Here is a 24345-nt window from a genome sequence, read left to right on the forward strand (position 1 = left end):
TATGGAAAGAATTGATATGATATCTGTACTATTTTGACATCATGATTCCGCACATCCGCCTGTCTCTTTGACATCCCGTATTGTTGTTGTATGATACAGAGGAAAGGTAACGAAAGAACCTGAGAGGTTCGGATGCAAAGGAAAGACCATGAAAAAGATCACTGCCCATCTGAAGGCAAAATTGTCGGCACGTCTCGCCAGAACGCCCCTCTGGGTCTCGTTCATGCTGATGACCAGCCTGCTGCTTCTGGCAAGCACCCTGCTGCTGTCGTTATTCAATTACAACTACAGCCGTTCCGGTTCGATCAGGGAATATAACACGCAGTCTGAACGGCTGCTGAATCTGAAAGCACAGAATCTGAAGTCCTATCTGGACAATCTGTCCGAGTTCTGTGTCCTTCCGGTCACTGACAACACCTTCTACCAGCAGCTTCATCAGACCGTTTCGCTTTCTGAGGCTGAACAGCAGGACATTCTGAAGAAGGTTCAGATTTATTATTATACCAGAACCGATCTGAACGCCTATCACCTTTACCTGCTGAACCAGGATCTCGTGATCGGGCGCAGCAACGGTGATCAGCGAATGAAGGTGCAGACTGCTCCGAACATGGATGGAAGTCAGCCACTGGAGATGTGCCTGAAAGCAAAGAGCGGCACTTCCATCTCCCCTGCCTCCGACGACTCTCTGTTCGTCTTCAGCCATACCATCATCCGGGTTTCAGACAGAACCCCTCTTGCAGCTGCCGTCATCGAGGTTACACCGTCCGCCCTGCTTTCCGGCATGGAGGGGACAAACATCACGATGTACAGCGGAGGAACGCTTCTTTATACTGCCGCAAAGGGAGCGCTCGGATCGGTGCTGAAAAACCCGGACGCACCTGATTCCGTTCTTGCCCGTGGCCCCCTCCCGAAAGATGGTCTGGTCCAGATCGGAGATGAACAGTACCTCTGCAGCGCTGCACAGGACGAAACCTATGGGTTCAGACTCGTCTCTCTTCAGCCCATCTCCTCGATAGAAGAAAGCTTTCGCCGTGCCAGGTCTTTCTCCCTGCTGGAAGGTTTTCTGTTTCTGATGGTTTCTCTGTTTCTGACCTACTTCTCCTTCCGCTTCCTGACCGCGCCGCTCGCGCAGCTTTCTGCCAGTCAGAAGAAGCTTGGAAAAGGCCAGTTTCTCCAGATCCGCCTGGGGCGTTCCCTGGAAGTTTCAAGGCTCAGTGACAGTTTCAACCAGATGTCCGCACAGATTGAAAAGCTGATCCGCGAAAATCTCATCGCAAGCCTGAACGAGAAAACTGCCCAGCTGACCGCCCTCGAAGCCCAGTTGAATCCTCATTTCCTGAACAATACGCTCCAGGCGATCGGTTCAGAGGCATTGATGTGTGATCAGATTGAAATCTATGATATGGTGACTAAGCTTGCGCAGATCTTCCGATACGCGCTGAAAGCGAAAAACCAGGTCCCGCTCCGCGAGGAAATGACCTTCACTCAGAATTACATTGACCTGCAGAAACTCCGGATGAATGACAGACTTGATGTCAGGGTCAGTATCACAGAGGATCTCCTGGATGTAACCGTCCCGAAATGCTGTGTCCAGCTGCTGGTTGAAAACGCCATTCTCCATGGAATCACCGGCGACAGAAGCTCCATCCATATTCAGATCGAAGCCGGAGAAACAGCACAGGATGACACGCCCGGCGGAACTTCCTGTTTCAATCTGACCGTATCAGATGATGGTGCCGGTATCCCCAAAGACAAGCTGCAGGAAATCCGCCGCTCGCTGAAAGCACCGCTTTCCCAGACCAATGCAGGAAGCATCGGTCTTGTGAATCTCAGCAGCCGTCTGAAGCTGATGGCCCCTGAGGCCTCATATCTCCAGATAGACAGCGTGGAAGGTACCGGCACCAGGGTGTCTATGGTCATGAACCTCCAAAGGAGCAGAAAGAATGTATAAAGCATTGATCATTGATGATGAAAAGCCGGTCCGTATCGCGATCAGCAGGCTCGGTGCCTGGAGCCGTTTTCACCTGGAACCCCCATCGTTCGCGGAGAATGGAAGACAGGGGCTCACGCTGATGCGGGAGCTGTCACCTTCGATTGTCTTTGTTGACATGTCGATGCCCGTTATGGACGGTGTTGAGTTTCTGAAGCAGGCTACACAGGAATGCGAAAGATGTTCCTTTATCGTGATCAGCGGCTACGATGACTTTCGCTATGCACAGCAGGCCATTCACTTTCATGTGTCAGACTACCTTCTCAAGCCGGTTGTCGCAGATGAGTTGAACAAAGCCATCGGACATGCCATGAAAATGCTGTTCCCGGACGAAGACTTCTCCGGGGAAGACTCTGGTTCAAGTCTCACTGCCCAGCAGGTTGTCACCCTTCTGCATGATACAATTGACCGGGACTACACACACAACATCAGGCTTTCAGAATTTGCGGATCGATACTTTTTCTCGCATGAATACCTGTCAAGGCTGTTCAAATCAACCTATCACCTGGGTATCTCCGAATATCTCACATCCGTCCGGATGGAACGGGCCGCCAGTCTTCTGAAGGATCCGGCGATCCGGATCACGGAGATCGCTTCCAGAGTCGGTTATCCTGACAATACCTACTTTTCAAAAGCCTTCCGGAATTACTTCGGTATCTCTCCCAGTGAGTACCGCTCAAGATCCTGATCCTCCGCCTGTTCTCTTCCTGCGTTCTTCTCAAAGCCTTCTCCCACATTCCCTCCGGGAGCCCCGGACAGGACAGCAAAAGGCCGCTGCCTTTTCAGGCAGCGGCCTCTCTCTTCAGCCAGACGATTCGCCTGACTCAGAACATTACTCTTCTTCCGGGCTGTACAGCTTCACCAGTCTGTTCAGATAGTCGTAGCGTTCCTTCGCCTCACTCTCGGACTTATCCCAGAGCTTTGCGGCGCGTTCCGGATTCGATCTCTTCAGAGAATTGTAACGAACCTCTCCGTTCAGGAACTCCTTGTAATCATCTGTCGGAGCCTTGGAATCCAGCGTGAATGCCGGCTTTCCTTCCTTCTTCAGATCCGGGTTGTAGCGGAACAGATGCCAGTATCCGGACTTGACAGCCAGCTCTTCCTCAGTCTGAGCCTTTGCCATGCCCTTCTTGATACCATGGTTGATGCAAGGCGCATAGCACAGGACGATGGAAGGTCCGTGATATGCCTCAGCCTCAGCGAATGCCTTGACGCACTGATTGAAGTCAGCGCCCATCGCAACCTGTGCGACGTAGACATAGCCATAGCTCATCATCATGGAAGCCAGATCCTTCTTCTTGGTCTCCTTGCCGGCTGCCGCAAACTGTGCGACTGCACCGGTCGGGGTAGCCTTGGAGGACTGTCCGCCTGTGTTGGAGTACACCTCTGTATCAAAGACGCAGATATTGATATCCTTGCCGGATGCCAGTACATGGTCAACGCCGCCGAATCCGATATCATAGGACCATCCGTCGCCGCCGAAGATCCAGTTGGACTTCTTTGCCAGATAATCCTTGTCCTTCAGGATTTCCTGAGCCTCGGCACTGCCGTCAGCCTCAAGAGCTTTCACGAGTTCATCGGTTGCCGCTCCGTTGGTCTTTCCATCCAGATAGGTATCAAGCCATGCCTGGCCCTCGGCTGTAACCTTGCCCTCGGCCATCATCGCCTCAACCTTGCTCTTCAGGCTCTGTCTGAGAGCGTCAGCTGCCAGGAACATACCGAACCCGAACTCAGCCGCATCCTCGAACAGGGAGTTCGACCATGCCGGGCCATGTCCCTTCTTGTTGACCGTGTACGGTGTGGACGGTGAGGAGTTGCCCCAGATGGAGGAGCATCCGGTTGCGTTCGCGATGTACATTCTGTCGCCGAAGAGCTGTGTGACAAGCTTTGCATACGGTGTCTCACCGCATCCGCCGCAGGCGCCGGAGAATTCAAGCAGCGGCTGTTTGAACTGGGAGCCCTTGACCGTGTTTTCCTTAAACTTGTCGACAACATCCTGCTTCGGATCCAGCTTGACGCAGTAGTCGAACCCTTCCTGCTCGTCCGTATGCTCTGCGAACGGCATCATGGTCAGTGCCTTCTCGCCCTTCTTGCCCGGGCAGACATTCGCGCAGCTTCCGCAGCCTGTGCAGTCATAAGCAGAGACAGCGATCGCATACTTGTAGTCCTTCATACCGAGCATCGGAAGCGTCTTCTGGCTCTCCGGAAGAGCGGCCGCCTCATCGGCATTCAGCGCGAACGGACGGATCACGGCATGCGGGCATACATACGAGCAGCGTGTGCACTGGATGCAGTTGTCCGGATTCCAGACAGGCACCATAACCGCGACGCCGCGCTTCTCATATGCAGCTGTTCCGGACGGTGTCGTGCCGTCAACGTAATCCTTGAACGCGGAGACAGGAAGCTTGTTGCCCTCCTGGGAACTGACAGCCAGCTGGATGTTGTTGACGAAATCGACAACCTCTTTCTTGCCCTCAGATACCTTATGGAAATCAAGTCCCTCATCCGCAGCGTCAGCCCAGGATGCCGGCACAGCGACCTCATGAACCTGCTTTGCGCCTTCATCGATGGCTGCCCAGTTCTTCTTGACGACATCATCGCCCTTGCGGCCGTAGGTAGCCTTCGCTGCAGCCTTCATCAGCTCGATTGCCCTCTCCTCCGGGATGATGGCAGCCAGCTTGAAGAATGCGGACTGAAGAATGGTGTTGATACGGGTCGGGCCCATGCCAACTTCGATACCGATCTTGACACCGTCGATCGTGTAGAACTTGATGTGATGCTTTGCGATGTAAGCCTTCACCTGTCCCGGGATATGCTGCTCCAGTTCCTCATCGGACCACGGGCAGTTCAGCAGGAAGGTTCCGCCGTCAACCAGCTCCTGAACCATGTTGAACTTGCGGATGTATGCCGGATTGTGGCATGCAACGAAGTTCGCCTGATGAATCAGGTAGGTGGACTTGATCGGCTTCTTTCCGAAGCGGAGGTGAGACATCGTCACGCCGCCGGACTTCTTGGAATCGTAATCAAAGTATGCCTGCGCATACATGTCGGTGTTGTCGCCGATGATCTTGATGGAGTTCTTGTTTGCACCGACCGTTCCGTCTGCGCCAAGTCCCCAGAACTTGCAGTTGATGGTTCCCTCCGGTGTCGTGACAATCGCCGGGCCTTCCTCGAGAGACAGGCCTGTGACATCATCGACAATACCGATGGTGAACTTTTCCTTTGTGGTGTTCTTGTAAACGGCGATGATCTGTGCAGGTGTCGTATCCTTGCTGCCCAGTCCGTAACGGCCTGTGAAGATCGGAACATTCTGGAACTTTGATCCTCTCAGAGCTGCGACAACATCCAGATACAGCGGCTCGCCGAGGGAACCCGGCTCCTTCGTGCGGTCGAGCACGGAGATATACTTCACGCTGTCCGGAATTGCCTCGATCAGTGCCTCTGCACTGAACGGTCTGTAAAGGCGGACCTTCACAACACCGTACTTGCCACCGGCCTGGTTCAGGTAGTCAACGGTCTCCTCGATCGTATCGTTGACGGAGCCCATGGCGATGATGATGTGCTCTGCATCCGGTGCGCCGTAGTAGTTGAACAGCTTGTAATCCGTTCCGAGCTTTGCATTGACCTTGTCCATGTACTTCTGGACAATGGCCGGCATCGCGTCATAGTACGGGTTGATCGCCTCGCGGACCTGGAAGAAGATATCCGGGTTCTGCGCGGAGCCTCTCTCTACCGGATGATCCGGATTCAGGCACTGGTCTCTCCATTCCTGAAGTGCCTTGAAGTTGAACATCTCCTTCAGGTCTTCAAAATCCCACTGCTCAATCTTCTGGATCTCATGAGATGTGCGGAATCCGTCGAAGAAGTTGATGAACGGAAGACGTCCCTCGATAGCTGCAAGGTGCGCAACCGGTGTCAGGTCCATAACCTCCTGCACAGAAGACTCACACAGCATGCAGGCGCCAGTCTGACGGCAGGCATACACATCGGAGTGGTCTCCGAAAATGGAAAGTGCATGGGAAGCTACTGCACGCGCGGATACATCGAACACGCCCGGAAGCCTTTCACCCGCGATCTTGTAAAGGTTCGGGATCATCAGAAGCAGACCCTGGGAAGCAGTGTAGGTCGTCGTGAGGGCGCCTGCTGCAAGAGAGCCGTGGACGGCGCCGGAAGCACCTGCCTCGGACTGCATCTCAGTAATCTTGACGGTCTGGCCAAAGATGTTCTTCATGCCCTGTGTTGCCCACTCATCTGTATGCTCCGGCATAACAGACGACGGGGTAATCGGGTACATTGCTGCGACATCGGTAAATGCATAGGATGCATATGCGGCAGCCTGATTACCATCCATGGTCTTCATTTGTCTTGCCATTTTAGTTCCTCCTTCTTGAAGTTCGTTCTATAAGCGCGCAGGTTGGATGTGCAGCCTTCCCTGCTGCCGCTCTCTTCCGGCCGCCACCGAAGTCTCCGGTGCCCGGCGGAGCGGAATTCAGCAAAGAAAAATGCCTCCGCTGTATGCTCAGAATTTCGCACCTATCATAGCATACAGAGGAGGCATTGTCCATGAAGCGCCGTGAAATTACACTATTTTATGTTCTTTTCACCGGACAATCTGTTCTATTTACACAAACTAATGTTTTAATATTATATCATTAGTTATACAATTCTAACATGCTGTATCTCAGGTTTTTTCTCAATCCTCATCATCCGTCTCGCTGGTGTAGACTGTGCGCTTTCTCGCCATCTCATCAGATGCCAGATACTCATCGTAGGTTGTGACCTTGTCGATCAGCCTGCCGTTCGGCAGGATTTCCATGATGCGGTTCGCGGTCGTCTCCACGATCTCATGGTCTCTTGATGAGAACAGCATCACACCGGGGAACTTGATCATGCCGTCGTTGAGCGCAGTGATCGATTCCATGTCCAGGTGGTTGGTCGGTTCATCAAAGATCAGAACATTCGCGGCGGAAATCATCATCTTTGAAAACAGGCAGCGTACCTTCTCCCCTCCGGAAAGGACCTTCACATACTTGTCTCCATCCTCCCCCGCAAAGAGCATCCTGCCAAGAAAGCCTCTCACATAGGTCTGATCCTTGATCTCGGAATACTGGGTCAGCCACTGGGCAACGGTCAGATCGTTGTCAAATTCATCGGTATAATCCTTCGGGAAATAAGCCCGCTTTGTCGTGACGCCCCACTTGAACGAGCCCTCATCCGGCTCCTCAAGCCCCATCAGAATCCGGAAGAACATCGTCTTGGCCTGCTCATTGCCGCCTACGAAAGCAACCTTGTCATCATGGCGGAGCGTGAAGGTCACATCATCCAGCAGCTTCACGCCGTTTACCGTCTTCGACAGATTCTCAACCTGCAGAATCTCATTCCCGATCTCCCGCTCCGGCCTGAAGTCGATGTACGGATACTTTCTCGAGCTTGGCCTGATATCGTCCAGCTGAATCTTCTCCAGCGCCCGCTTCCTGGAGGTCGCCTGCTTGGACTTTGAAGCATTCGCCGAGAAGCGCTGGATGAATTCCTGCAGCTCCTTGATCTGCTCTTCCTTCTTCTTGTTGGCTTCCTTCATCTGGCGGATGCGCAGCTGGGAAGACTTGTACCAGAAGTCATAGTTGCCTGCGTAGAGCTGAATCTTTCCATAGTCAATATCCGCAATATACGTGCAGACCTTGTTCAGGAAATACCGGTCGTGGCTGACCACGATAACCGTATTCTCGAAGTTGATCAGAAACTCCTCAAGCCAGCCGATTGCGTCCAGGTCCAGATGGTTCGTCGGCTCATCCAGAAGCAGGATGTCCGGATTGCCGAACAGAGCCCTCGCCAGAAGGACTTTTACCTTCTGGGAGCCGGTCAGCTCCTTCATCAGCACCTGATGGAGCTCTGTCGGAATCCCCAGACCGTTCAGAAGGGACTCCGCATCCGACTCCGCCTCCCAGCCGTTCATCTCAGCGAACTCCGCCTCCAGTTCAGACGCCCGCACGCCGTCCTCATCCGAGAAATCCGGCTTCGCATAGAGGGCGTCCTTCTCCTTGCCGATCTCGTACAGCCGTCTGTTGCCCTGGATAACCGTGTCAAGCACAACCTGATCATCATACTTGAAATGATCCTGCTCGAGGAAAGACAGTCTCTGCCCCGGTGTGATGGTGACACTTCCGGACGTCGTCTCCAGCTTTCCTGCCAGTATTTTCAGAAATGTGGACTTTCCTGCCCCGTTCGCGCCAATGACGCCATAGCAGTTGCCTTCGGTGAATTTGATGTTGACATCTTCGAACAATGCTCTCTTTCCGAGACGCAGCGTGACATCATTTGCAGCTATCATGTATCTGAATCCTCCTGAACTCCTTGCCGCCCCACAGCAAAGCCTGAGGCACTCCCGGTATTTCTCCGGCAATTCCGGTCATTTCCGTGAAAAAAAGACCGCTTTTCCTATTGTACAGAAAAGCAGTCTTTTTGCAAGCGTTATCTCCTGTCGATGTCTGCGATATCGACCAGACTGAGCTTTGTCACTGAATTGTCCTCGAGCGAGGTGATCAGCGCCCGTGCTGTATCGACAGCCGTTATGACATTGACTCCGGTCTCGATGGCCGCGCGGCGGATCAAAAATCCGTCCTGCTGATGCTCGATGCCCCTGTTCGGGATATCGATGACCAGATCGATCCGATGACCGAGGATCAGATCCATCAGGTTCGGGGAATCCTTCTCCAGCTTATTGACCTGGCGGGCCGGGATTCCTTCTGCGCGGAGTGCCTTCCACGTCCCGTGGGTCGAGTAGATCGTATACCCGATTCTGGAGAACCGTCTGGCAATGTCGATCATCTCCGGTTTCTCCTCGTCACAGACCGTGATGATCATGTTGCTGTACCTGGGCAGCCTGACACCGGCACCGAGAAATGCCTTGTACAGGGCCTCATCGAACGTCTTCGCGATGCCAAGGCATTCACCGGTCGATTTCATCTCCGGGCCGAGTGTAACGTCCGCATCCCGGATTTTCTCAAATGAAAAGACTGGCATCTTGACCGCAAAATAGTCCGCCTCCGGCTGGAGTCCGGGCGTGTAGCCCATGTCTCTGATCTTTTCGCCCAGAATCACCCTTGTCGCAAGCGGAACAATCGGAATTCCGGTCACCTTGCTGATATAGGGTACCGTCCGCGAGGATCTGGGATTCACTTCGATGATATACACGCCATCATCCCGAACGATGAACTGGACATTCATCATCCCGATGACATGCAGGTTCTGAGCCAGGCTCCTTGTGTAGGACTCAATGACAGTCTTGACTTCCCTTGACAGATCCTTCGCCGGGTAGACCGAGATGGAGTCGCCGGAATGGATGCCCGCCCGCTCGATGTGCTCCATGATACCGGGGATCAGGATGTCCGTTCCGTCACAGACCGCGTCGACCTCAATCTCACGTCCCATCATGTACTTGTCAACCAGGATCGGATGATCCTGAGCATAGCGGTTGATGTTCCCGATATAGGAATCAATGTCCTCATCCGAGATCGCAATCCGCATCCCGGCACCGCCCAGCACATAGGACGGGCGGACAAGAACCGGATAGCCCAGACGGTTTGCCACAGCCTTGGCCTCGTCTGCCGTAAAGACGGTCTCCCCCTTCGGCCTTGTGATGCCGCACCGCTCCAGCACCTCGTCAAACCGCTCCCTGTCCTCCGCGGCATCGACATCGTCCGCATCCGTGCCGAGAATCCTAACGCCCATCTTCATGAGCGCGCTCGTCAGCTTGATGGCCGTCTGACCGCCGAACTGGACGACTGCACCGTCCGGCTTCTCCAGCCGGACAACGTTCTCAACATCCTCCGGCGTCAGCGGTTCAAAATAGAGCTTGTCTGCAATATCGAAGTCCGTCGATACCGTTTCCGGATTGTTGTTGATGATGATGGTCTCGAAGCCGGCTTTCTGGAAGGCCCAGGTACAGTGGACGGAGCAGAAATCGAACTCGATTCCCTGTCCGATCCGGATCGGTCCGGAGCCCAGCACCAGAACCTTCTTCTTATCATGTTTTCCGGCTGCCTCCGCAGCCTCATTCTCGCCGCCGTCATACACGGAGTAATAATACGGGGTCTGCGCCTCGAACTCGGCAGCACAGGTGTCCACCATCCGGAATGAGGCATGGATACCGGCCTTTTCCCGGAGCAGGTGAATCTCCTCCTGCGTCTTTCCGGCCAGAGACGCGATCACGTTGTCCGGGAATTCCATGCGCTTGGCTTCCAGCAGCAGCTCCTCCGTCAGAGGCTGCTCTTTCAGCGCCTTCTCCATCTCCGTCAGATGCGCGATCTTATCCAGAAACCAGGGGTCAATCTTCGTCGCCTTGTAGATGCCTTCCCTGGTAAACCCTCGCCGAAGGGCCTCCGCGATAACCCAGATCCGCTGGTCATCGACGTCCTGAAGCTTTTTATGAAGCTGTTCGTCATCGAGTCCTGAGAAATCATAGCTCATGAGGCTGTCGACATGCTGCTCAAGGGAACGGATCGCCTTCATCAGCGCACCTTCAAAGTTTGTGCAGATGCTCATCACTTCGCCAGTTGCCTTCATCTGTGTGGACAGGCTCCGCTTCGCTGTGATGAATTTGTCAAACGGAAGCCTCGGCATCTTCACAACGCAGTAGTCCAGCATCGGCTCAAAGCTGGCATAGGTTTTCCCCGTAATCGCATTCCGAATCTCATCGAGCGTGTACCCGAGGGCGATTTTGGCAGCAACCTTTGCGATCGGATATCCGGTCGCCTTCGATGCAAGTGCCGAGGATCTTGACACACGCGGGTTGACCTCGATGACACAGTATTCAAATGAATCCGGCTTCAAGGCGTACTGGACGTTGCAGCCGCCGGTAATTCCCAGCTCTGTGATGATGTTGAGCGCGGAGGTGCGGAGCATCTGGTATTCCTTGTCGCCCAGCGTCTGGCTCGGCGCTACAACGATGGAATCCCCTGTGTGGACGCCGACCGGATCAATGTTTTCCATGTTGCAGACGGTAATGACATTGCCGGCACCGTCCCTCATAACCTCATATTCAATTTCCTTCCAGCCGGCGATGCTTCTCTCGACCAGAACTTCGCCGACACGTGAAAGGCGGAGACCGTTCTCGAGAATCTCGTCAAGCTCCTCCTGGTTGTTTGCGATCCCGCCGCCGGAACCACCGAGGGTGTAAGCCGGCCGCAGCACGACCGGATATCCGATCCGGCGTGCAAACTTCTCTCCATCTTCGAGATTACGGACGACCTGGGAGGGCGCCACCGGCTCCCCGATCTTCTCCATGGCCTCCTTGAATTCGAGACGGTCCTCAGCCCTCCTGATTGTCCGGGAAGTCGTTCCGATCAGGCGGACATCCAGATTCTTCAGGATTCCCTTCTCCTCCAGCTCCATCGCCAGGTTCAACCCAGCCTGCCCCCCGAGCGTCGGCAGAATGCTGTCCGGCTTCTCCTTCCGGATAATCGCCTCCACCACCTCAGTCGTCAGCGGTTCAATGTAGACATGATCCGCAATATCCTTGTCGGTCATGATGGTTGCCGGATTGCTGTTGAGCAGGACAACCTCGATGCCCTCCTCCTTCAGACTTCTGCATGCCTGCGTTCCTGCATAGTCAAACTCGGCCGCCTGTCCGATGATAATCGGGCCGGAACCTATGACGAGCACTTTCCTGATGCTGTTATCCTTCGGCATGTTCAGTCTCCCTCCTTCTCGCTCTTCGCGCGCTCCATCATCCTCACAAAACGATCAAACAGATAGCCGGAATCCTGCGGTCCCGGGCAGGCTTCCGGGTGAAACTGTACAGTAAAGATGTTTTTCCCGAGGTAAACCATCCCCTCATTTGTCCCATCGTTCACGTTCCGGAAGGCCGGACGCGCAACATCTGCGCTCAGGCTTTTCTCATCTACCGCATATCCATGGTTCTGGGAGGAAATGTATACCCGTCCTGTCTTCAGATCCTTGACCGGATGGTTCCCGCCTCTGTGTCCGTATTTCAGCTTGTAGGTATCCCCTCCTGCTGCCAGCGCCATCAGCTGATGGCCAAGACAAATCGCAAAGACGGGCACATCACTCTCATACAGCCTGCGTACCTGACGGATGATCTCTCCACAGTCCTTCGGATCACCAGGACCGTTGGACAGCATGATGCCGTCCGGCTGATCCGCCAGAATCTCATCTGCGGTTGTCCACGCCGGATAAACCGTGACACGGCAGCCCCGGTGTACAAGGCTTCTGCCAATGTTTCGCTTCATGCCAAAATCCATCACCGCGACATGAAGATGCTGGCGGGCCGCCTTCTCGGAAAGCCGTACATAAGCCTGCTCGCGTTCGTCCGCTGCTTTCTGGGCAATCGGCGTTCCTGCAAGTGCCGGATCATCCGCAGAGATGATTCCATCCGCCATGCCTGACGGATTCTTCTCTGTCCGGCGTCCGTTCCCTGCCTCCTCTTCCAGCTCCACTCTGGAGCCAACCAGGTTCGGCCACGGTACATTCATCCCGCTGTCTGTAAACTCGTACCTTTCCCGGCAGCTGACGCGCGAAACGACATCCCCTGTCCGGTATGCCTTGATCCGGGGCAGCAGGTCCCGGATCTCCTCCTGAGAGTACTCTCTGGTCGTGATCATGCCGTTCATGGTTCCGCGATTCCGGAGCGTCTTCGTCAGCGCTCTTGTATCGATGCCTGAAATCCCGGGAATATCATATCTTGTGAGGAAATTCTGGATGGTATCTTCCGAACGGAAGTTAGAAGGAATACGGGAGAATTCCCGGACGATGAAAGCAGACAGCCAGGGCTTTGAAGACTCCATGTCCTCAAAACTGACGCCATAGTTTCCAATAAGAGGATAGGTCATAACGACAGCCTGGCCTGCATAGGAGGGATCTGTCAGGACCTCCAGGTATCCCGTCATCGACGTATTGAACACGATCTCCGAGATCACCTCTCTCCTCGAACCGACGCTTTCTCCTTTCAGTAGAGTTCCGTCCTCCAGTATCAGATACGCTGCACTGCCCATGAGATGCCTCTCTTTCTTAAGCTGTTCAAAATCGAAAGAATGCTACCATACACGCGTCAGCTTTGCAAGCTGACAATCTTTAAGGGCACTGGATTAATTCACAGGGAACTCGTACAATAGAGACTGGCTTTAAGAATAAAAGGCAGGGGGATTCGATACATTATGGAACCGATGAGCAGAGCTGAGCGGGATAAAAGAGAGAAGGATATTCAATATCTGGAGGAGGTCTCGCTGAATGCCTGGCCATCCTATATGATCGAGCTGTATGACGGCTGGCTGATCCGCTTCTCGTACAATTACTCCTACCGGACAAACTCCGTCGAGCAGGTCGGGATTTCGACCATTCCCGTCGAGGAGAAGATCGCCTACTGTGAGGCTGTCTACGACCACTTCAACAGCCCCTGCTCCTTCAAGATTCAGCCTCTCCTGGATCCCTCATTTGATCACCGGCTCTCCCAGCGCGGCTATGAAGTCCGGCACATTACGGAAGTGATGACAGCTGATCTCAAAGACGTCAGTCTGCTGAAGGAAGAACGGCGGGAATACATCTTTGAAAACCGTCTGAATCTGCCGACCCTCGTTCACTACGCAGGAGGACTGACTGTCGAGCTGAACGCTGTCGTCACAGACGAGTGGATCCGTGGGCTCTTCCATCTGAATGGGACCTCGGAACCGAACCTGCGCCGGATTGTCCCCTCCATGTATGCGGCCATTCCGAAAGAAACGATCGCAGCCAGCATTGAGATCGACGGCCGGATCGTGGCAACCGGTCTCGGAATCCGGGACAGGGATTATATCGGAATCTACGCCATCTATGTATCGCCCAGCTGCTGGCGGCGCGGATACGCCCGGGCAATCTGCTCCACGATTCTGAAGGAAGCACGCCTTCAGGGCGCCCGCTATGCTTACCTGCAGGTTGTAAAGGGAAACACGGCTGCCAAAAAACTCTACCAGTCGCTCGGATTTCAGGACTTCTATACCTACTGGTTCAGAAGCAAGGTACTCTCCTGAGGCAGCACCCGCCCGGCAGCCGCCGTGTTGCCATCGGCCTTCCGATCCGGCCGCTGCCTCTTCCGCTTTCAGATATCGTCTTCTCATTCGGACAAAGTCTCGTTACAGTTCCCAGCGCCCGGCTGCACCGCAGGGCAGTACCAGGCCGCTGTCTCTGACCGGAAGTCCGATCTCCTCCGCTGATACGGTTCCCCCGAAAATGGGAACGAGCGTCACGCTCATGAGATATGTCAGTACGGATGGAGACAGTCCTGTCGTATAGGAATTCAGCAGGAAAAACAGCGGTTTTTTTGAGAGAATCTGTGTTGTCAGCTTCAGAAGCTCGTGGATGCAGTCCTCCATCTTCCAGATCTCACCTTTCGGTCCTCTTCCGTATGAGGGAGGATCCATGATGATTGCATCATAATGGTTGCCGCGGCGGATCTCGCGCTCGACAAACTTTCTGCAGTCATCCACCAGCCAGCGGACAGACGAGTGGTCGATTCCGGACGCCTGGGCATTCTCCTTCGCCCAGCCGACCATCCCTTTTGAAGCGTCCACGTGCGTCACGACTGCCCCTGCCTGAGCCGCTGCAACCGTCGCCCCGCCGGTGTAGGCGAATAGGTTCAGAACCCTCACTTCCTTTCCCTGACGGATCCGCTGACGGATTTTCTCCGCAAACCAGTCCCAGTTTGCTGCCTGCTCCGGAAAGAGTCCGGTATGCTTGAATGAAAAAGGCTTCAGGTTAAACTTCAGATCCAGTCCGCCGCCCTGGTAGCCGATCGTCCACTGCTGCGGCAGATCAAAGAATTCCCATTCTCCGCCGCCCCGGCTGGACCTGTGATAGTGCGCATTGCACCTTCTCCAGCCCGGGTCCTTTTTGTCCGTCTGCCAGACCACCTGCGGATCCGGTCTGATGAGGAGATAAGATCCCCAGCGCTCCAGCTTCTCCCCGCAGGAGGTATCGAGGATCTCATAGTCTGTCCAGTTTGATGCCGTTATCATCTTCTGTTACCTGCTTTCTCCCACAATGCTGTCACCATCTCCGGAAGCTGTGCAAAGGCGTCGATCGAAGGCACCTTCTCTTTCTCCGCGTCGACCTGTCCGAATCCATAGGCTGCGTAGATGAACGGAATGCCCGCCTTTCTTGCAGCATCCAGGTCACCGGCTGTGTCACCCACATAAAGCGCACGCTGAAGCTCATTTCTCTCCATGCACAGGCGGATGCTGAAGTCCTTCGGTTTCCCAGTATCCCCGAAACACACGTGATCCTCGATCAGGCTGCCTGTCCCCGACGTATGCAGGAAATCCTCGATATACCCCTTCTGGCAGTTGCTGACAATATACAGGTGAAACCCTGCTTTCTTTAAACGCGTCAGCGTCTGCCCGACAGACGGATATACACTGCCGCCGTGTTCCCACATATACGTCACTTCTGCATCCATCATTCCCTCAAGCGCCTGATGCCGCCGCTTCTCAGAGAGCGGCGCCAGAAGGCGGTCCCCGATCTGAGTCATCGTCAGCCCGAGGACTCCCTCAATGTCCGCGTCCGTGTAATGTCCCGGCATCTCTGGAATCTGTTCTTCTCTGTACAGATTCCACGAGTCTCTGATTGCACGCACGGCATCCCAAAGAGTTCCATCCACATCAAGAATGATCCCTTCTTTCAAAATATCCTCCTGCTGCTCTTTCTTCTCAGTTTCAGATTCTTTGAACCCGCAGACTCTTCAGTATCAGTCCGCTCTGGCCAAAATGAAGCCTCATGACGCTGTTTCTGGTTGTGGAAAAGAATGTCGCTGTCTTTACAGCCTCACTTCCTTCGCCGCCCCCGAACATCCACTCTGCAACCGGAATGGTCGTAAAGAACAGACTTACCGGGATCTGGGCAAGCACACCGGACGCAGACGCAGCCTTGAGCTCAATCTGGTAGCGGGTTCTTGGTGTGACCTGCAGGCCGAACAGATAGTCTCCTCCGCGCTGTGGAAGGACCGCAGACAGATCAAGCTCAAGTCCTTCCGGCGGAACCGGATGAAACGTCACACTCTCGACCGCAGAAAGATCCTCCCCCTCCGGGACACTCTCCACTGTAACTTCAGTCGGATGGCCCAGCAGGCGCCTCATGGCTTCAGTCTTCATTACAAACCGGCATATATTCATGGCGCAGCGCTGAAGCTCCGCCCGGGTCAGCCTTCCTTCCCGCAGAGCTGAAAGCGTGGTCGGCTCACCGGCTTCTTCATCCTCGGACGGTACAATCTTCTCCCCGTCCGGGACGACCATATACAGGTCATTCTGAGCGCGGACCATCGGACTGAAATCATACGTTTTTCCGGCGATGCTCCGCTTAAGCCGCCGCACATCTTCCCCCTCTGCCTTTCCTGTCCCCGGCTCAGACGTCTCATAAGGATCCATCTCTGACGGATCTTCGCTCATTGCAGCCCACCAGTCCGTCATGACAATGCCGTCAAATCCCCATTCATTGCGCAGAATGGTCGTGGTCAGATCATAGAGCGAGGCTGTATGGATACCGTTTACCTTCCCGTAGGTCGTCATCAGCGCATCTGCTCCGCCTTCCCTGACCGCAATCTCAAAAGGTCTCAGGTAGATTTCCCGCAGCGCTCTTCCGGATACGACACTGTCAAGCTCATGACGCCTGGTCTCACGGTTGTTTGCGCAGAAATGCTTCAGAACGCCGGTTACTCCGCTCTGATGCAGCCCGCGCAGCTGAGCAGCCGCCATCTCTCCTGCCAGATAAGGGTCCTCCGAAAAATATTCGAAGTTTCTTCCGTTCAGCGGATTTCTGTGAATGTTGACACCTGGTCCCAGAACACAGTCCACCCGGTTTTTAACCATTTCCAGGCCAAGGAAGGAAAACAGCTGTTCATTCAGCTCCCGGTCAAATGTGCATGCCAGCATCGTTCCATTCGGAAGAGAAAACGCATGGTCCCCGCAGTCGAGACGCATCCCGCTCGGTCCATCATCGCAGCACACAGCGGGGATCCCGAAATCACGAAGGCGTTTTGTGACGCCGCCGAAGGCTGCTGCCGTCCCTGGCGTCACAAGGGGACTTCCCATTCCCTCTCCACGGATGATGGCGCACAAGTCCTCATCCGAGAGCTGTGCAATGAAGTCTTCCATCCTGCAGGATCCATCCTCTACATCCGACAGCTTCAGCCCCCGGTTTCCAGTCTGGGCTGTCTCTCCCGGAAGATTTTCATAAATCCGTTTTTCCACATCGATGCTTCGAAGCGGCGTTTCCTCGTACACAAGGTGGACTTCCCCGCTCTCTTCGCTCATCGCCATTCGGTCAAATTTGCAGACGGGCGCCAGCGCTTCCTCTTCCTGGAGAACCATCCAGTCTTCAGACAGTGTAAAGGCGCCGTCCTCGGAGTCCAGAATCACCGCATCCCGGACATTCTCTCCTACATACAGGTCGTAACGCCCTGCCTCCAGCACCCAGGCTGAAATCTCGGCTGTTTTTCCGCTTTCATCGAAGGAGGCGAAGCTTCTGACCGGGATCTGGATCTGAAGCGTCTGGCTCTCGCCCGGCTTCAACAGCCTCGTCTTTTCAAACCCGACCAGCACTCTTGCCGGTTTTCCAAGCGTTCCCTGGGGCGCCTGCGCATATACCTGCACGACTTCCCGCCCGGCAGCATGGCCTGTATTCGTCACCTCTGCTTCCAGATCGACAGACAGTCTTGCGAGCGGCTCGCTCTGCTTTTTCCGGGCGCGGATACTGAACGTTGTATAGGAAAGCCCGTATCCGAACGGATACAGTACCTTATCCTTTGCGACCGTCTCAAAGAAGCGGTATCCCACGTAGATATCTTCCTGATAGACATCCCTCACGCCTGTGCCGAAGCTGCCGGAAGACGGATAGTCCTCAATCCGTTCCGCGACCGTATCGGTCAGGTGGCCGGAAGGACTGACACGGCCGGTCAGAACATCCACGACGCCAAGGCCGCCGACCATGCCGCCCTGCCAGACATAAAGAACCGCATCCGGCTTGATTTCATCCGCAAACCGCATATCGATGACATTTCCGGTATTCAGCAGAACGACCATCCTTGAAAATGCTCCACGGACCGTTCTCAGCATGTCCAGCTCCGTCTCCGTGAGCAGAAACGACCCGGGCTCTGCCCTGTTGTCTCTGTCCTCCCCTGCTGTCCTTCCAATCACAACGATCGCCGTCCGGCTGTCCTGGCCTGCCTGCTTCGCAGTTTCCCTGTCAAGCGGCATCTCTGCCTGAGACCACGGGTCCTTTCCCCATCCTTCCCCTGCTTCAAATGGATGTTCGTCCACGTAACGGTCGTACAGATGCAGAACAGAACGATTCAGCCTGATCGAAGGCTCATGCTCAAGCGCCTCACGAATGGATACCACATGGGAGACATTCACCATTCCGCCTGAGCCTGTCCCGCTCTTGTAATAGCACAGCTGGCTGACCCCGAAAAGCGCCACCGTCTCCCCTTCCGGAAGCGGAAGGACTGCCTTCTCATTGCGCAGCAGAACGATGCCGTCTGCCGCGGCCTGCCGCGCACACTTTGTATAACGTTCCCAGTCTAGCGTCTGCAATCGGGTGGGTATGTCCATATTCTTCTGTTTCTCCTCCATTTCAAGAAAGGCCGCCGGAAATGAATTCCGGCGGTCCTTCATCTCTTGCTTCTTGCCCAGCTCTCAGTCAGCGTCGCTGAACTCATCCTTGCCTGCGCCGCAGATCGGGCAGACAAAATCATCCGGGATATCCTCCCACTTTGTTCCAGGAGCGATTCCGCCCTCCGGATACCCTTCTGCCTCGTCATACTCCCAGCCGCAGACATCGCAAACCTTTTTCATGTTGTGATCCTCCTGTTCCATCTTTGAGTTCCAGGTCATGAATGACTCTGGATCATATTTGTCTTCAGATAATGGTATAGTTGCCTAAAGCGCAGCATTTGTCAAGTAAAACAATCCTGAAGCCGTCACTGCAGTTTTTCGAAATCACTCGCCGGATGCTTGCAGATCGGGCAGATAAAGTCTGGCGGAAGGACCTCCCCCTCATAGACATATCCGCAGATTCTGCAGACCCAGCCCACCTTCTTCTCTTCCACAGGCTGTGGCTTCGGCTTGATGTGGGCAAAGTAATACTCATACGTCACAGACGGGACATCCGAAAGAACTCTGCACTCCGTGACCTCTGCGATAAAGACGGTATGCGTCTCAAATTCGACTTCCTGAACAACCTTCGCGGAAAGGAGCGCATTCGTTCCCCTTGTCACATAGGTCAGTCCATTCGCAGACCGGCTGTAATCCGTGAAATCAGCAAACTTGTCCGCAGACTTTCCACTCTGGAAGCCAAATTGCCTGAACAGATCGAAGGTTGCATCCTGTGCCAGAATAGAAACATTGAACACCCCGGCCTTCTTGATCATATCATGCGTATAGCCGTTCCGGTTGACCGCCACCTGGATCCGGTTCGGCTTCTCTGTAACCTGGATCACCGTATTGACGATGCACCCGTTATCCTTCTCCCCATCCCTCGCTGTCAGAATGAAAAGACCATAGCTGAGCTTGAACATCGCCTTGGGGTCCAGCACCGGTGCGCCGACGTCTGTTCCTCCGCCCTTCTCGTCTGTCTTTGTGACTTCTGTTTTTTTCGGAATGGTCGCATCAATGGCGTCCGCAATCACATCCAGCTGTGACAGCTGATCTTCCTTCAGCGCGGACTTGATCGTCAGCGTCTCGTTGAGCACGTTGAGATTCTTGCACCTCTCGAGCAGTTCCCGCATCAGCTTGCCGCTGGTCGGGGCCCAGGAACCATTCTCGATGACAGCAACCGTGCGGTTCTGGATGTTATGCTCAACCAGGTCATAAAGGAAAGCTTCCATCTGAACAAAGATGCCTGCATTGTACGTTGTCGACGCCAGCACCAGATGACTGTACTTGAAGACGGCAGAAATAATCTCCGACGGCGGTGTCACGGAGGTGTCAAACATCACCGTCTTAATGCCCTTCTCCCGCAGACGGACTGCCAGGCACTCTGCAGCATTCTCGGTGTGATGATAGACAGAGGCATAGGCGATGACGACACCTGTCTCCTCCGGCTTGTAGGCTGCCCAGTGCTGATACTTGTCAATATAATCTCCGATGCTCTTCCGCCATACAAAACCATGCAGCGGGCACAGATACTTGATGTCAAGCCCTGACGCCTTCTTCAGCGCAGCCGTCACCTGTGTTCCGTATTTTCCGACAATGTTGCTGTAGTATCTTCTGGCTTCATCCAGGTAATCCCTCATGAAGTCTACTTCATCCGCAAACAGGGCACCGTTCAGCGCACCGAAGGTGCCGAATGCGTCCGCCGAAAACAGCGTTCCGCTCGTCTTGTCATAGGTCATCATGACCTCCGGCCAGTGAACCATCGGCGCGTTGACAAACGTGAGCTCATGCCTGCCGGCAGAGAAGACATCCCCTTCCTTCACAAGATGGACCCTGTCCTCAACATCGAACGTGAAAAACTGCTTCATCAACGTCTTCGTCTTGCTGTTGCAGATGATCCGGACATCCGGATATCTTCTGATCAGCTCCTCAAGCGTTGCGGAGTGATCCGGTTCCATATGGTGGACAATCACATAATCAAGATGCCTTCCGTCCAGCACCTTCTCCACATTCTCAAAGAACACCGTTGCGACGGCGGCATCCACCGTGTCGCACAGAACCGTCTTCTCATCCAGGAGCAGATAAGAATTATAAGAAACGCCATCCGGAACAGAGTACACTCCCTCGAACATTGCCAGGCGCCTGTCATTCGCTCCTACCCAGTACAGGTCGTCCATCACTTTTCTGTAACAGTACATGTTCTTTTCCTTTCCAGCTTTCAGCCTGATGATGTGCCTTACAGGCACTCCATCTCACAGTTCCCGCAGATGCCGTCATTATAGCATGAACAGACCGGTGCCGCACCCGTTTTTGTGAAATATTCCTGTTTTTGTCCTGTTGTTTCCGGGCGAAAAAAACAGACCCGCTCCGCCACATGGAGGGGTCTGTCTCTGCCGCCGGATGGTTCAGCCATCCAGCGCATCCTTCATCCGATCAACAAAACTTTTTTTCTTTTTCTTCTTCCCTGTCTCAGGAGAAGCTCCCTTTGTTTCATCCTCACTGCTGGAAAGACTTCTGTCCGATGCCGCGTCAAACTGCTCCAGAAGCTCCTTTGCCTCACTGCTGAGCTTCACCGGCGTGCGGACAATCAGCGTTACATACTGATCCCCCCGGCCGGCCCTGCCGCGCACGTCCGGAACACCCTTTCCTTTCAGGCGAACCCTTGTGCCGGACTGCGTTCCCGGCTTGACACTATATGAAATATCTCCGTCCACCGTGCGGATCATAATATCCGCCCCCAGCGCTGCCTGTGCGAACGAGATATCTTTATTTGAGAACAGATCGAGATCCTGGCGCACAAACTGCGGGTCACGTGCAACGGATACCTCCACCAGAAGGTCTCCTCTTGGTCCTCCATTGACGCCTGGCTCACCCTTTTCCCGGATACGGATTGCCTGTCCGTCGTCAATTCCCGCTGGTATCCGGACCTCTATGGTCTTCTTGCTCATGACATAACCTGTTCCATGGCAGTTCGGGCACTTGTCCTCGATCACCTTGCCGGTTCCGCGGCAGTCCGGGCAGGGCTGAACATTCTGCATCATCCCGAACATGGTCTGCTGCGTATACACAACCTGCCCTCTGCCCTTGCACTTCGGGCAGATCTTCGGAGCAGTCCCGGGCTTTGCACCTGTCCCATGGCAATTCGGGCACTCATCCTTGATCATCACATCGATCGTCTTGGAACAGCCTTCGATCGACTCCATGAACGTAATGCTGACGTGCGTCCGGACATTCGCGCCCTGCATCGGGCGGTTCGGATTTGCACTTCGTCTTCCGCCCCCGAACAAATCGCCGAAAATCCCTCCAAGTCCCAGGTCGCTGAAGATATCCTGGAAATCAGCAGAGTTAAAATCAAACCCACCGCCGCCGGCCGAGCCGTCGAATGCCGACATCCCGAACTGGTCATACTGTCTTCTCTTCTCTTCATTGCCGAGAACCGCATACGCCTCGGAAGCTTCTTTGAACTTGTCCGCCGCTTCGGCATTGCCGGGATTCATATCCGGATGATATTTCTTCGCCAGCTGGCGATACGCCTTCTTGATCTCCTCTTCACTGGCATTCCTGCTGACGCCCAGCACTTCGTAGTAATCTCTCTTCTCTGCCATATAATCTCCCGATTGTTCCGGCTGCCCGCAGAACACTCTTTCCTGTTCCGCCGTATCCGGACATGGTTTAAGCCGCCGTCACACACTTCGTGACGGCAGCTTCCTGTTTCAGATATCTGTTAATGCCTATCAGACCTCACGGTAGTCGCCATCGACGACATCGTCATCCTTGCCGCCCTGGCTGCCGCCTGCATTCTGCGGGCCCGCCTGCGGGCCTGCGCCTGCGCCAGGCCCTGCCTGAGTCTGCGTCTGCTGATATACCTTCTCGAACAGCTTCTGCGCACTGTTCATCAGCTTCTCTCTTCCGGCCTTCAGCTCATTGACCTGCTCATCGGTAATATCATCCCCGCACTTTGCGATGGTGTCCTTCAGAGACTTGAGATCTGCTTCAACTGCAGCCTTGTCTGCCGCATCAATCTTGTCACCGACCTCCTGCATTGCCTTCTCCGTCTGGAAGACCATGGCATCTGCATCGTTCTTCGTATCGATGGCTTCCTTCTTCTTCTTGTCCTGTGCCTCATACTCAGCCGCCTCTTTGACAGCCTTGTTGATCTCATCATCGGACATGTTGGAGCCGGAAGTAATCGTGATGTGCTGCTCTTTTCCGGTACCCAGATCCTTTGCGGAAACGTTCACGATGCCATTCGCATCGATATCAAACGTGACCTCGATCTGCGGCACACCTCTTCTTGCTGGCGGGATACCATCGAGACGGAACTGTCCGAGGGTCTTGTTGTCACGGGCAAACTGACGCTCGCCCTGTACAACATGGATATCGACAGCGGTCTGATTATCCTCAGCAGTTGAGAAGACCTGGCTCTTTCTGGTCGGAATGGTCGTGTTTCTCGGGATCAGGACCGTCGACACACCGCCCAGCGTCTCGATTGCAAGAGACAGCGGAGTGACATCCAGCAGAAGGATATCGCCTGCGCCGGCATCCCCTGCCAGCTTGCCGCCCTGAATGGCTGCACCGATTGCCACGCACTCATCCGGGTTCAGATTCTTGCTCGGCTCCTTGCCGGTCAGTTCCCTGACCTTGTCCTGCACAGCCGGGATACGGGTCGAACCGCCGACCAGCAGAACCTTTCCAAGATCTGCGGCTGTAATGCCTGCATCTGCAAGTGCCTTTCTGACAGGCTCAGCAGTTGCATCAACCAGATCTGCGGTCAGCTCGTCAAACTTTGCCTTTGTGAGATCCATCTCGAAGTGCTTCGGTCCGGTCTCATTAGCCGTAATGAACGGCAGGTTGATGTTGGTTGTCGTGGAGGAGGACAGCTCCTTCTTTGCCTTCTCGGCAGCCTCCTTCAGTCTCTGCATCGCCATCTTATCGCCGGAGAGGTCAATGCCTTCCTTTGCCTTGAAATCCTTCAGCATGTAGTCGACGATTCTCTTATCGAAATCATCGCCGCCCAGATGGTTGTTGCCGTTGGTTGCCAGAACCTCGATGACACCGTCACCGATCTCGATGACAGACACATCGAAGGTGCCGCCGCCGAGGTCATACACCATGATCTTCTGCTCTTTCTCGTTGTCAAGGCCATATGCCAGTGCGGCTGCAGTCGGCTCGTTGATAATCCGCTTGACATCAAGGCCTGCGATCTTTCCGGCATCCTTTGTTGCCTGTCTCTGTGCATCGTTGAAGTATGCAGGGCAGGTAATGACAGCCTCTGTCACCTTCTCGCCCAGGTATCCCTCCGCATCTGCCTTCAGCTTCTGAAGAATCATCGCGGAAATCTCCTGCGGAGAATACTTCTTATCGTCAATTGTAACTCTGTAATCGGAGCCCATGTGTCTCTTGATCGAAGACACGGTTCTGTCAGAGTTCGTCACAGCCTGGCGCTTAGCCGGCTCGCCGACCAGACGGTCGCCGTTCTTTGTAAATGCAACGATGGACGGCGTTGTGCGCTCTCCTTCGCTGTTTGCGATGACAGTCGGCTTGCCGCCTTCCATGACTGCCACGCAGCTGTTTGTTGTACCAAGGTCAATTCCTATAATCTTTCCCATAATGAAACCTCCTGGTGTTCTGCTGTTCGGTCTTGCTGTCCTTCTGCCGCCTCTTCCTCTCCGGAGATCCGCGGCACATGTCTGTAGTTCCGATATTGTCAACAGGATTGCGGAA

General features: G+C 54.4%; 15 protein-coding genes. 3 read left to right on the forward strand and 12 right to left on the reverse strand.

The genetic code is table 11. From position 1 onward, the window contains the following. Positions 1-148: 148 nt before the first annotated feature. Together ACTQ1N_RS01025 and ACTQ1N_RS01030 are read left to right on the forward strand one after the other, a co-directional pair. Positions 149-1951, forward strand: a complete 1803-nt coding sequence (locus ACTQ1N_RS01025; protein WP_441953766.1) for a sensor histidine kinase — start codon at positions 149-151, stop codon at positions 1949-1951. Next, positions 1944-2678, forward strand: coding sequence for a response regulator transcription factor (locus ACTQ1N_RS01030; protein ID WP_441953768.1), 735 nt, complete (start codon positions 1944-1946; stop codon positions 2676-2678). The genes ACTQ1N_RS01025 and ACTQ1N_RS01030 overlap by 8 nt, the downstream gene beginning before the upstream one ends. A gap of 144 nt (positions 2679-2822) precedes the next feature. Here ACTQ1N_RS01030 and nifJ read toward each other — a convergent pair whose 3' ends face one another. The 4 genes from nifJ to ACTQ1N_RS01050 all read right to left on the reverse strand — a co-directional run bounded on the left by nifJ (position 2823) and on the right by ACTQ1N_RS01050 (position 12999). After that, positions 2823-6362: a pyruvate:ferredoxin (flavodoxin) oxidoreductase gene (nifJ, locus tag ACTQ1N_RS01035; protein WP_441953770.1), complete on the reverse strand. Its 3540-nt coding sequence runs from the start codon at positions 6360-6362 to the stop codon at positions 2823-2825. Between the two features lie 321 nt (positions 6363-6683). Further along, entirely contained in the window at positions 6684-8318 is a 1635-nt protein-coding gene (locus ACTQ1N_RS01040) for an ABC-F family ATP-binding cassette domain-containing protein (protein WP_441953772.1), read from the reverse strand. A gap of 140 nt (positions 8319-8458) precedes the next feature. After that, positions 8459-11677 carry a carbamoyl-phosphate synthase large subunit gene (gene carB, locus ACTQ1N_RS01045; RefSeq protein WP_441953774.1) on the reverse strand — a complete coding sequence of 1073 codons (3219 nt, stop codon included), beginning with the start codon at positions 11675-11677 and terminating at the stop codon, positions 8459-8461. A gap of 2 nt (positions 11678-11679) precedes the next feature. Then, entirely contained in the window at positions 11680-12999 is a 1320-nt protein-coding gene (locus tag ACTQ1N_RS01050; protein WP_441953776.1) for a carbamoyl phosphate synthase small subunit, read from the reverse strand. Positions 13000-13161: 162 nt separating this feature from the next. Here ACTQ1N_RS01050 and ACTQ1N_RS01055 point away from each other — a divergent pair, with 162 nt between their 5' ends. Then, a complete protein-coding gene (locus ACTQ1N_RS01055) occupies positions 13162-14010 on the forward strand; it encodes a GNAT family N-acetyltransferase (protein ID WP_441953778.1) in 849 nt (282 codons plus the stop codon). A gap of 102 nt (positions 14011-14112) precedes the next feature. Here ACTQ1N_RS01055 and ACTQ1N_RS01060 read toward each other — a convergent pair whose 3' ends face one another. The 8 genes from ACTQ1N_RS01060 to dnaK all read right to left on the reverse strand — a co-directional run bounded on the left by ACTQ1N_RS01060 (position 14113) and on the right by dnaK (position 24230). Then, positions 14113-14994, reverse strand: coding sequence for a class I SAM-dependent methyltransferase (locus ACTQ1N_RS01060; RefSeq protein ID WP_441953780.1), 882 nt, complete (start codon positions 14992-14994; stop codon positions 14113-14115). Next, complete coding sequence (locus tag ACTQ1N_RS01065) at positions 14991-15659, reverse strand: HAD family hydrolase (protein ID WP_441953782.1); 669 nt, start codon at positions 15657-15659, stop codon at positions 14991-14993. The genes ACTQ1N_RS01060 and ACTQ1N_RS01065 overlap by 4 nt, the downstream gene beginning before the upstream one ends. A gap of 31 nt (positions 15660-15690) precedes the next feature. Further along, positions 15691-18579, reverse strand: a complete 2889-nt coding sequence (locus ACTQ1N_RS01070) for a glycoside hydrolase family 3 C-terminal domain-containing protein (RefSeq protein ID WP_441953784.1) — start codon at positions 18577-18579, stop codon at positions 15691-15693. Positions 18580-18663: 84 nt separating this feature from the next. Next, positions 18664-18822, reverse strand: a complete 159-nt coding sequence (locus ACTQ1N_RS01075; protein ID WP_154527226.1) for a rubredoxin — start codon at positions 18820-18822, stop codon at positions 18664-18666. A 125-nt stretch (positions 18823-18947) separates the two neighbouring features. Further along, on the reverse strand, positions 18948-20819 hold the full coding sequence (locus ACTQ1N_RS01080) for a flavin reductase (RefSeq protein ID WP_441953786.1): 1872 nt from the start codon (positions 20817-20819) through the stop codon (positions 18948-18950). A gap of 38 nt (positions 20820-20857) precedes the next feature. Beyond that, entirely contained in the window at positions 20858-21034 is a 177-nt protein-coding gene (locus ACTQ1N_RS01085) for a hypothetical protein (RefSeq protein WP_441953788.1), read from the reverse strand. Beyond that, on the reverse strand, positions 21027-22226 hold the full coding sequence (gene dnaJ / locus ACTQ1N_RS01090; RefSeq protein ID WP_441953790.1) for a molecular chaperone DnaJ: 1200 nt from the start codon (positions 22224-22226) through the stop codon (positions 21027-21029). Before dnaJ ends, ACTQ1N_RS01085 begins: the two co-directional genes overlap by 8 nt. Before the next feature lie 129 nt (positions 22227-22355). Then, on the reverse strand, positions 22356-24230 hold the full coding sequence (gene dnaK / locus ACTQ1N_RS01095; RefSeq protein WP_441953792.1) for a molecular chaperone DnaK: 1875 nt from the start codon (positions 24228-24230) through the stop codon (positions 22356-22358). Positions 24231-24345 lie beyond the last annotated feature (115 nt).

The sequence above is a fragment of the Porcincola sp. LCP21S3_C12 genome (genome assembly GCF_052118625.1).
GTDB lineage: Bacteria > Bacillota > Clostridia > Lachnospirales > Lachnospiraceae > Porcincola.

What these genes read in the sequence shown, in the direction of transcription:
- ACTQ1N_RS01085 (WP_441953788.1), bottom strand. Translation starts at nt 21,034, where the DNA reads ATGGCTGAACCATCCGGCGGCAGAGACAGACCCCTCCATGTGGCGGAG.
- ACTQ1N_RS01080 (WP_441953786.1), bottom strand. Translation starts at nt 20,819, where the DNA reads ATGTACTGTTACAGAAAAGTGATGGACGACCTGTACTGGGTAGGAGCG.
- ACTQ1N_RS01040 (WP_441953772.1), bottom strand. Translation starts at nt 8,318, where the DNA reads ATGATAGCTGCAAATGATGTCACGCTGCGTCTCGGAAAGAGAGCATTG.
- ACTQ1N_RS01050 (WP_441953776.1), bottom strand. Translation starts at nt 12,999, where the DNA reads ATGGGCAGTGCAGCGTATCTGATACTGGAGGACGGAACTCTACTGAAA.
- ACTQ1N_RS01055 (WP_441953778.1), top strand. Translation starts at nt 13,162, where the DNA reads ATGGAACCGATGAGCAGAGCTGAGCGGGATAAAAGAGAGAAGGATATT.
- nifJ (WP_441953770.1), bottom strand. Translation starts at nt 6,362, where the DNA reads ATGGCAAGACAAATGAAGACCATGGATGGTAATCAGGCTGCCGCATAT.
- ACTQ1N_RS01030 (WP_441953768.1), top strand. Translation starts at nt 1,944, where the DNA reads ATGTATAAAGCATTGATCATTGATGATGAAAAGCCGGTCCGTATCGCG.
- ACTQ1N_RS01075 (WP_154527226.1), bottom strand. Translation starts at nt 18,822, where the DNA reads ATGAAAAAGGTTTGCGATGTCTGCGGCTGGGAGTATGACGAGGCAGAA.
- ACTQ1N_RS01025 (WP_441953766.1), top strand. Translation starts at nt 149, where the DNA reads ATGAAAAAGATCACTGCCCATCTGAAGGCAAAATTGTCGGCACGTCTC.
- carB (WP_441953774.1), bottom strand. Translation starts at nt 11,677, where the DNA reads ATGCCGAAGGATAACAGCATCAGGAAAGTGCTCGTCATAGGTTCCGGC.
- dnaK (WP_441953792.1), bottom strand. Translation starts at nt 24,230, where the DNA reads ATGGGAAAGATTATAGGAATTGACCTTGGTACAACAAACAGCTGCGTG.
- dnaJ (WP_441953790.1), bottom strand. Translation starts at nt 22,226, where the DNA reads ATGGCAGAGAAGAGAGATTACTACGAAGTGCTGGGCGTCAGCAGGAAT.
- ACTQ1N_RS01060 (WP_441953780.1), bottom strand. Translation starts at nt 14,994, where the DNA reads ATGATAACGGCATCAAACTGGACAGACTATGAGATCCTCGATACCTCC.
- ACTQ1N_RS01070 (WP_441953784.1), bottom strand. Translation starts at nt 18,579, where the DNA reads ATGGACATACCCACCCGATTGCAGACGCTAGACTGGGAACGTTATACA.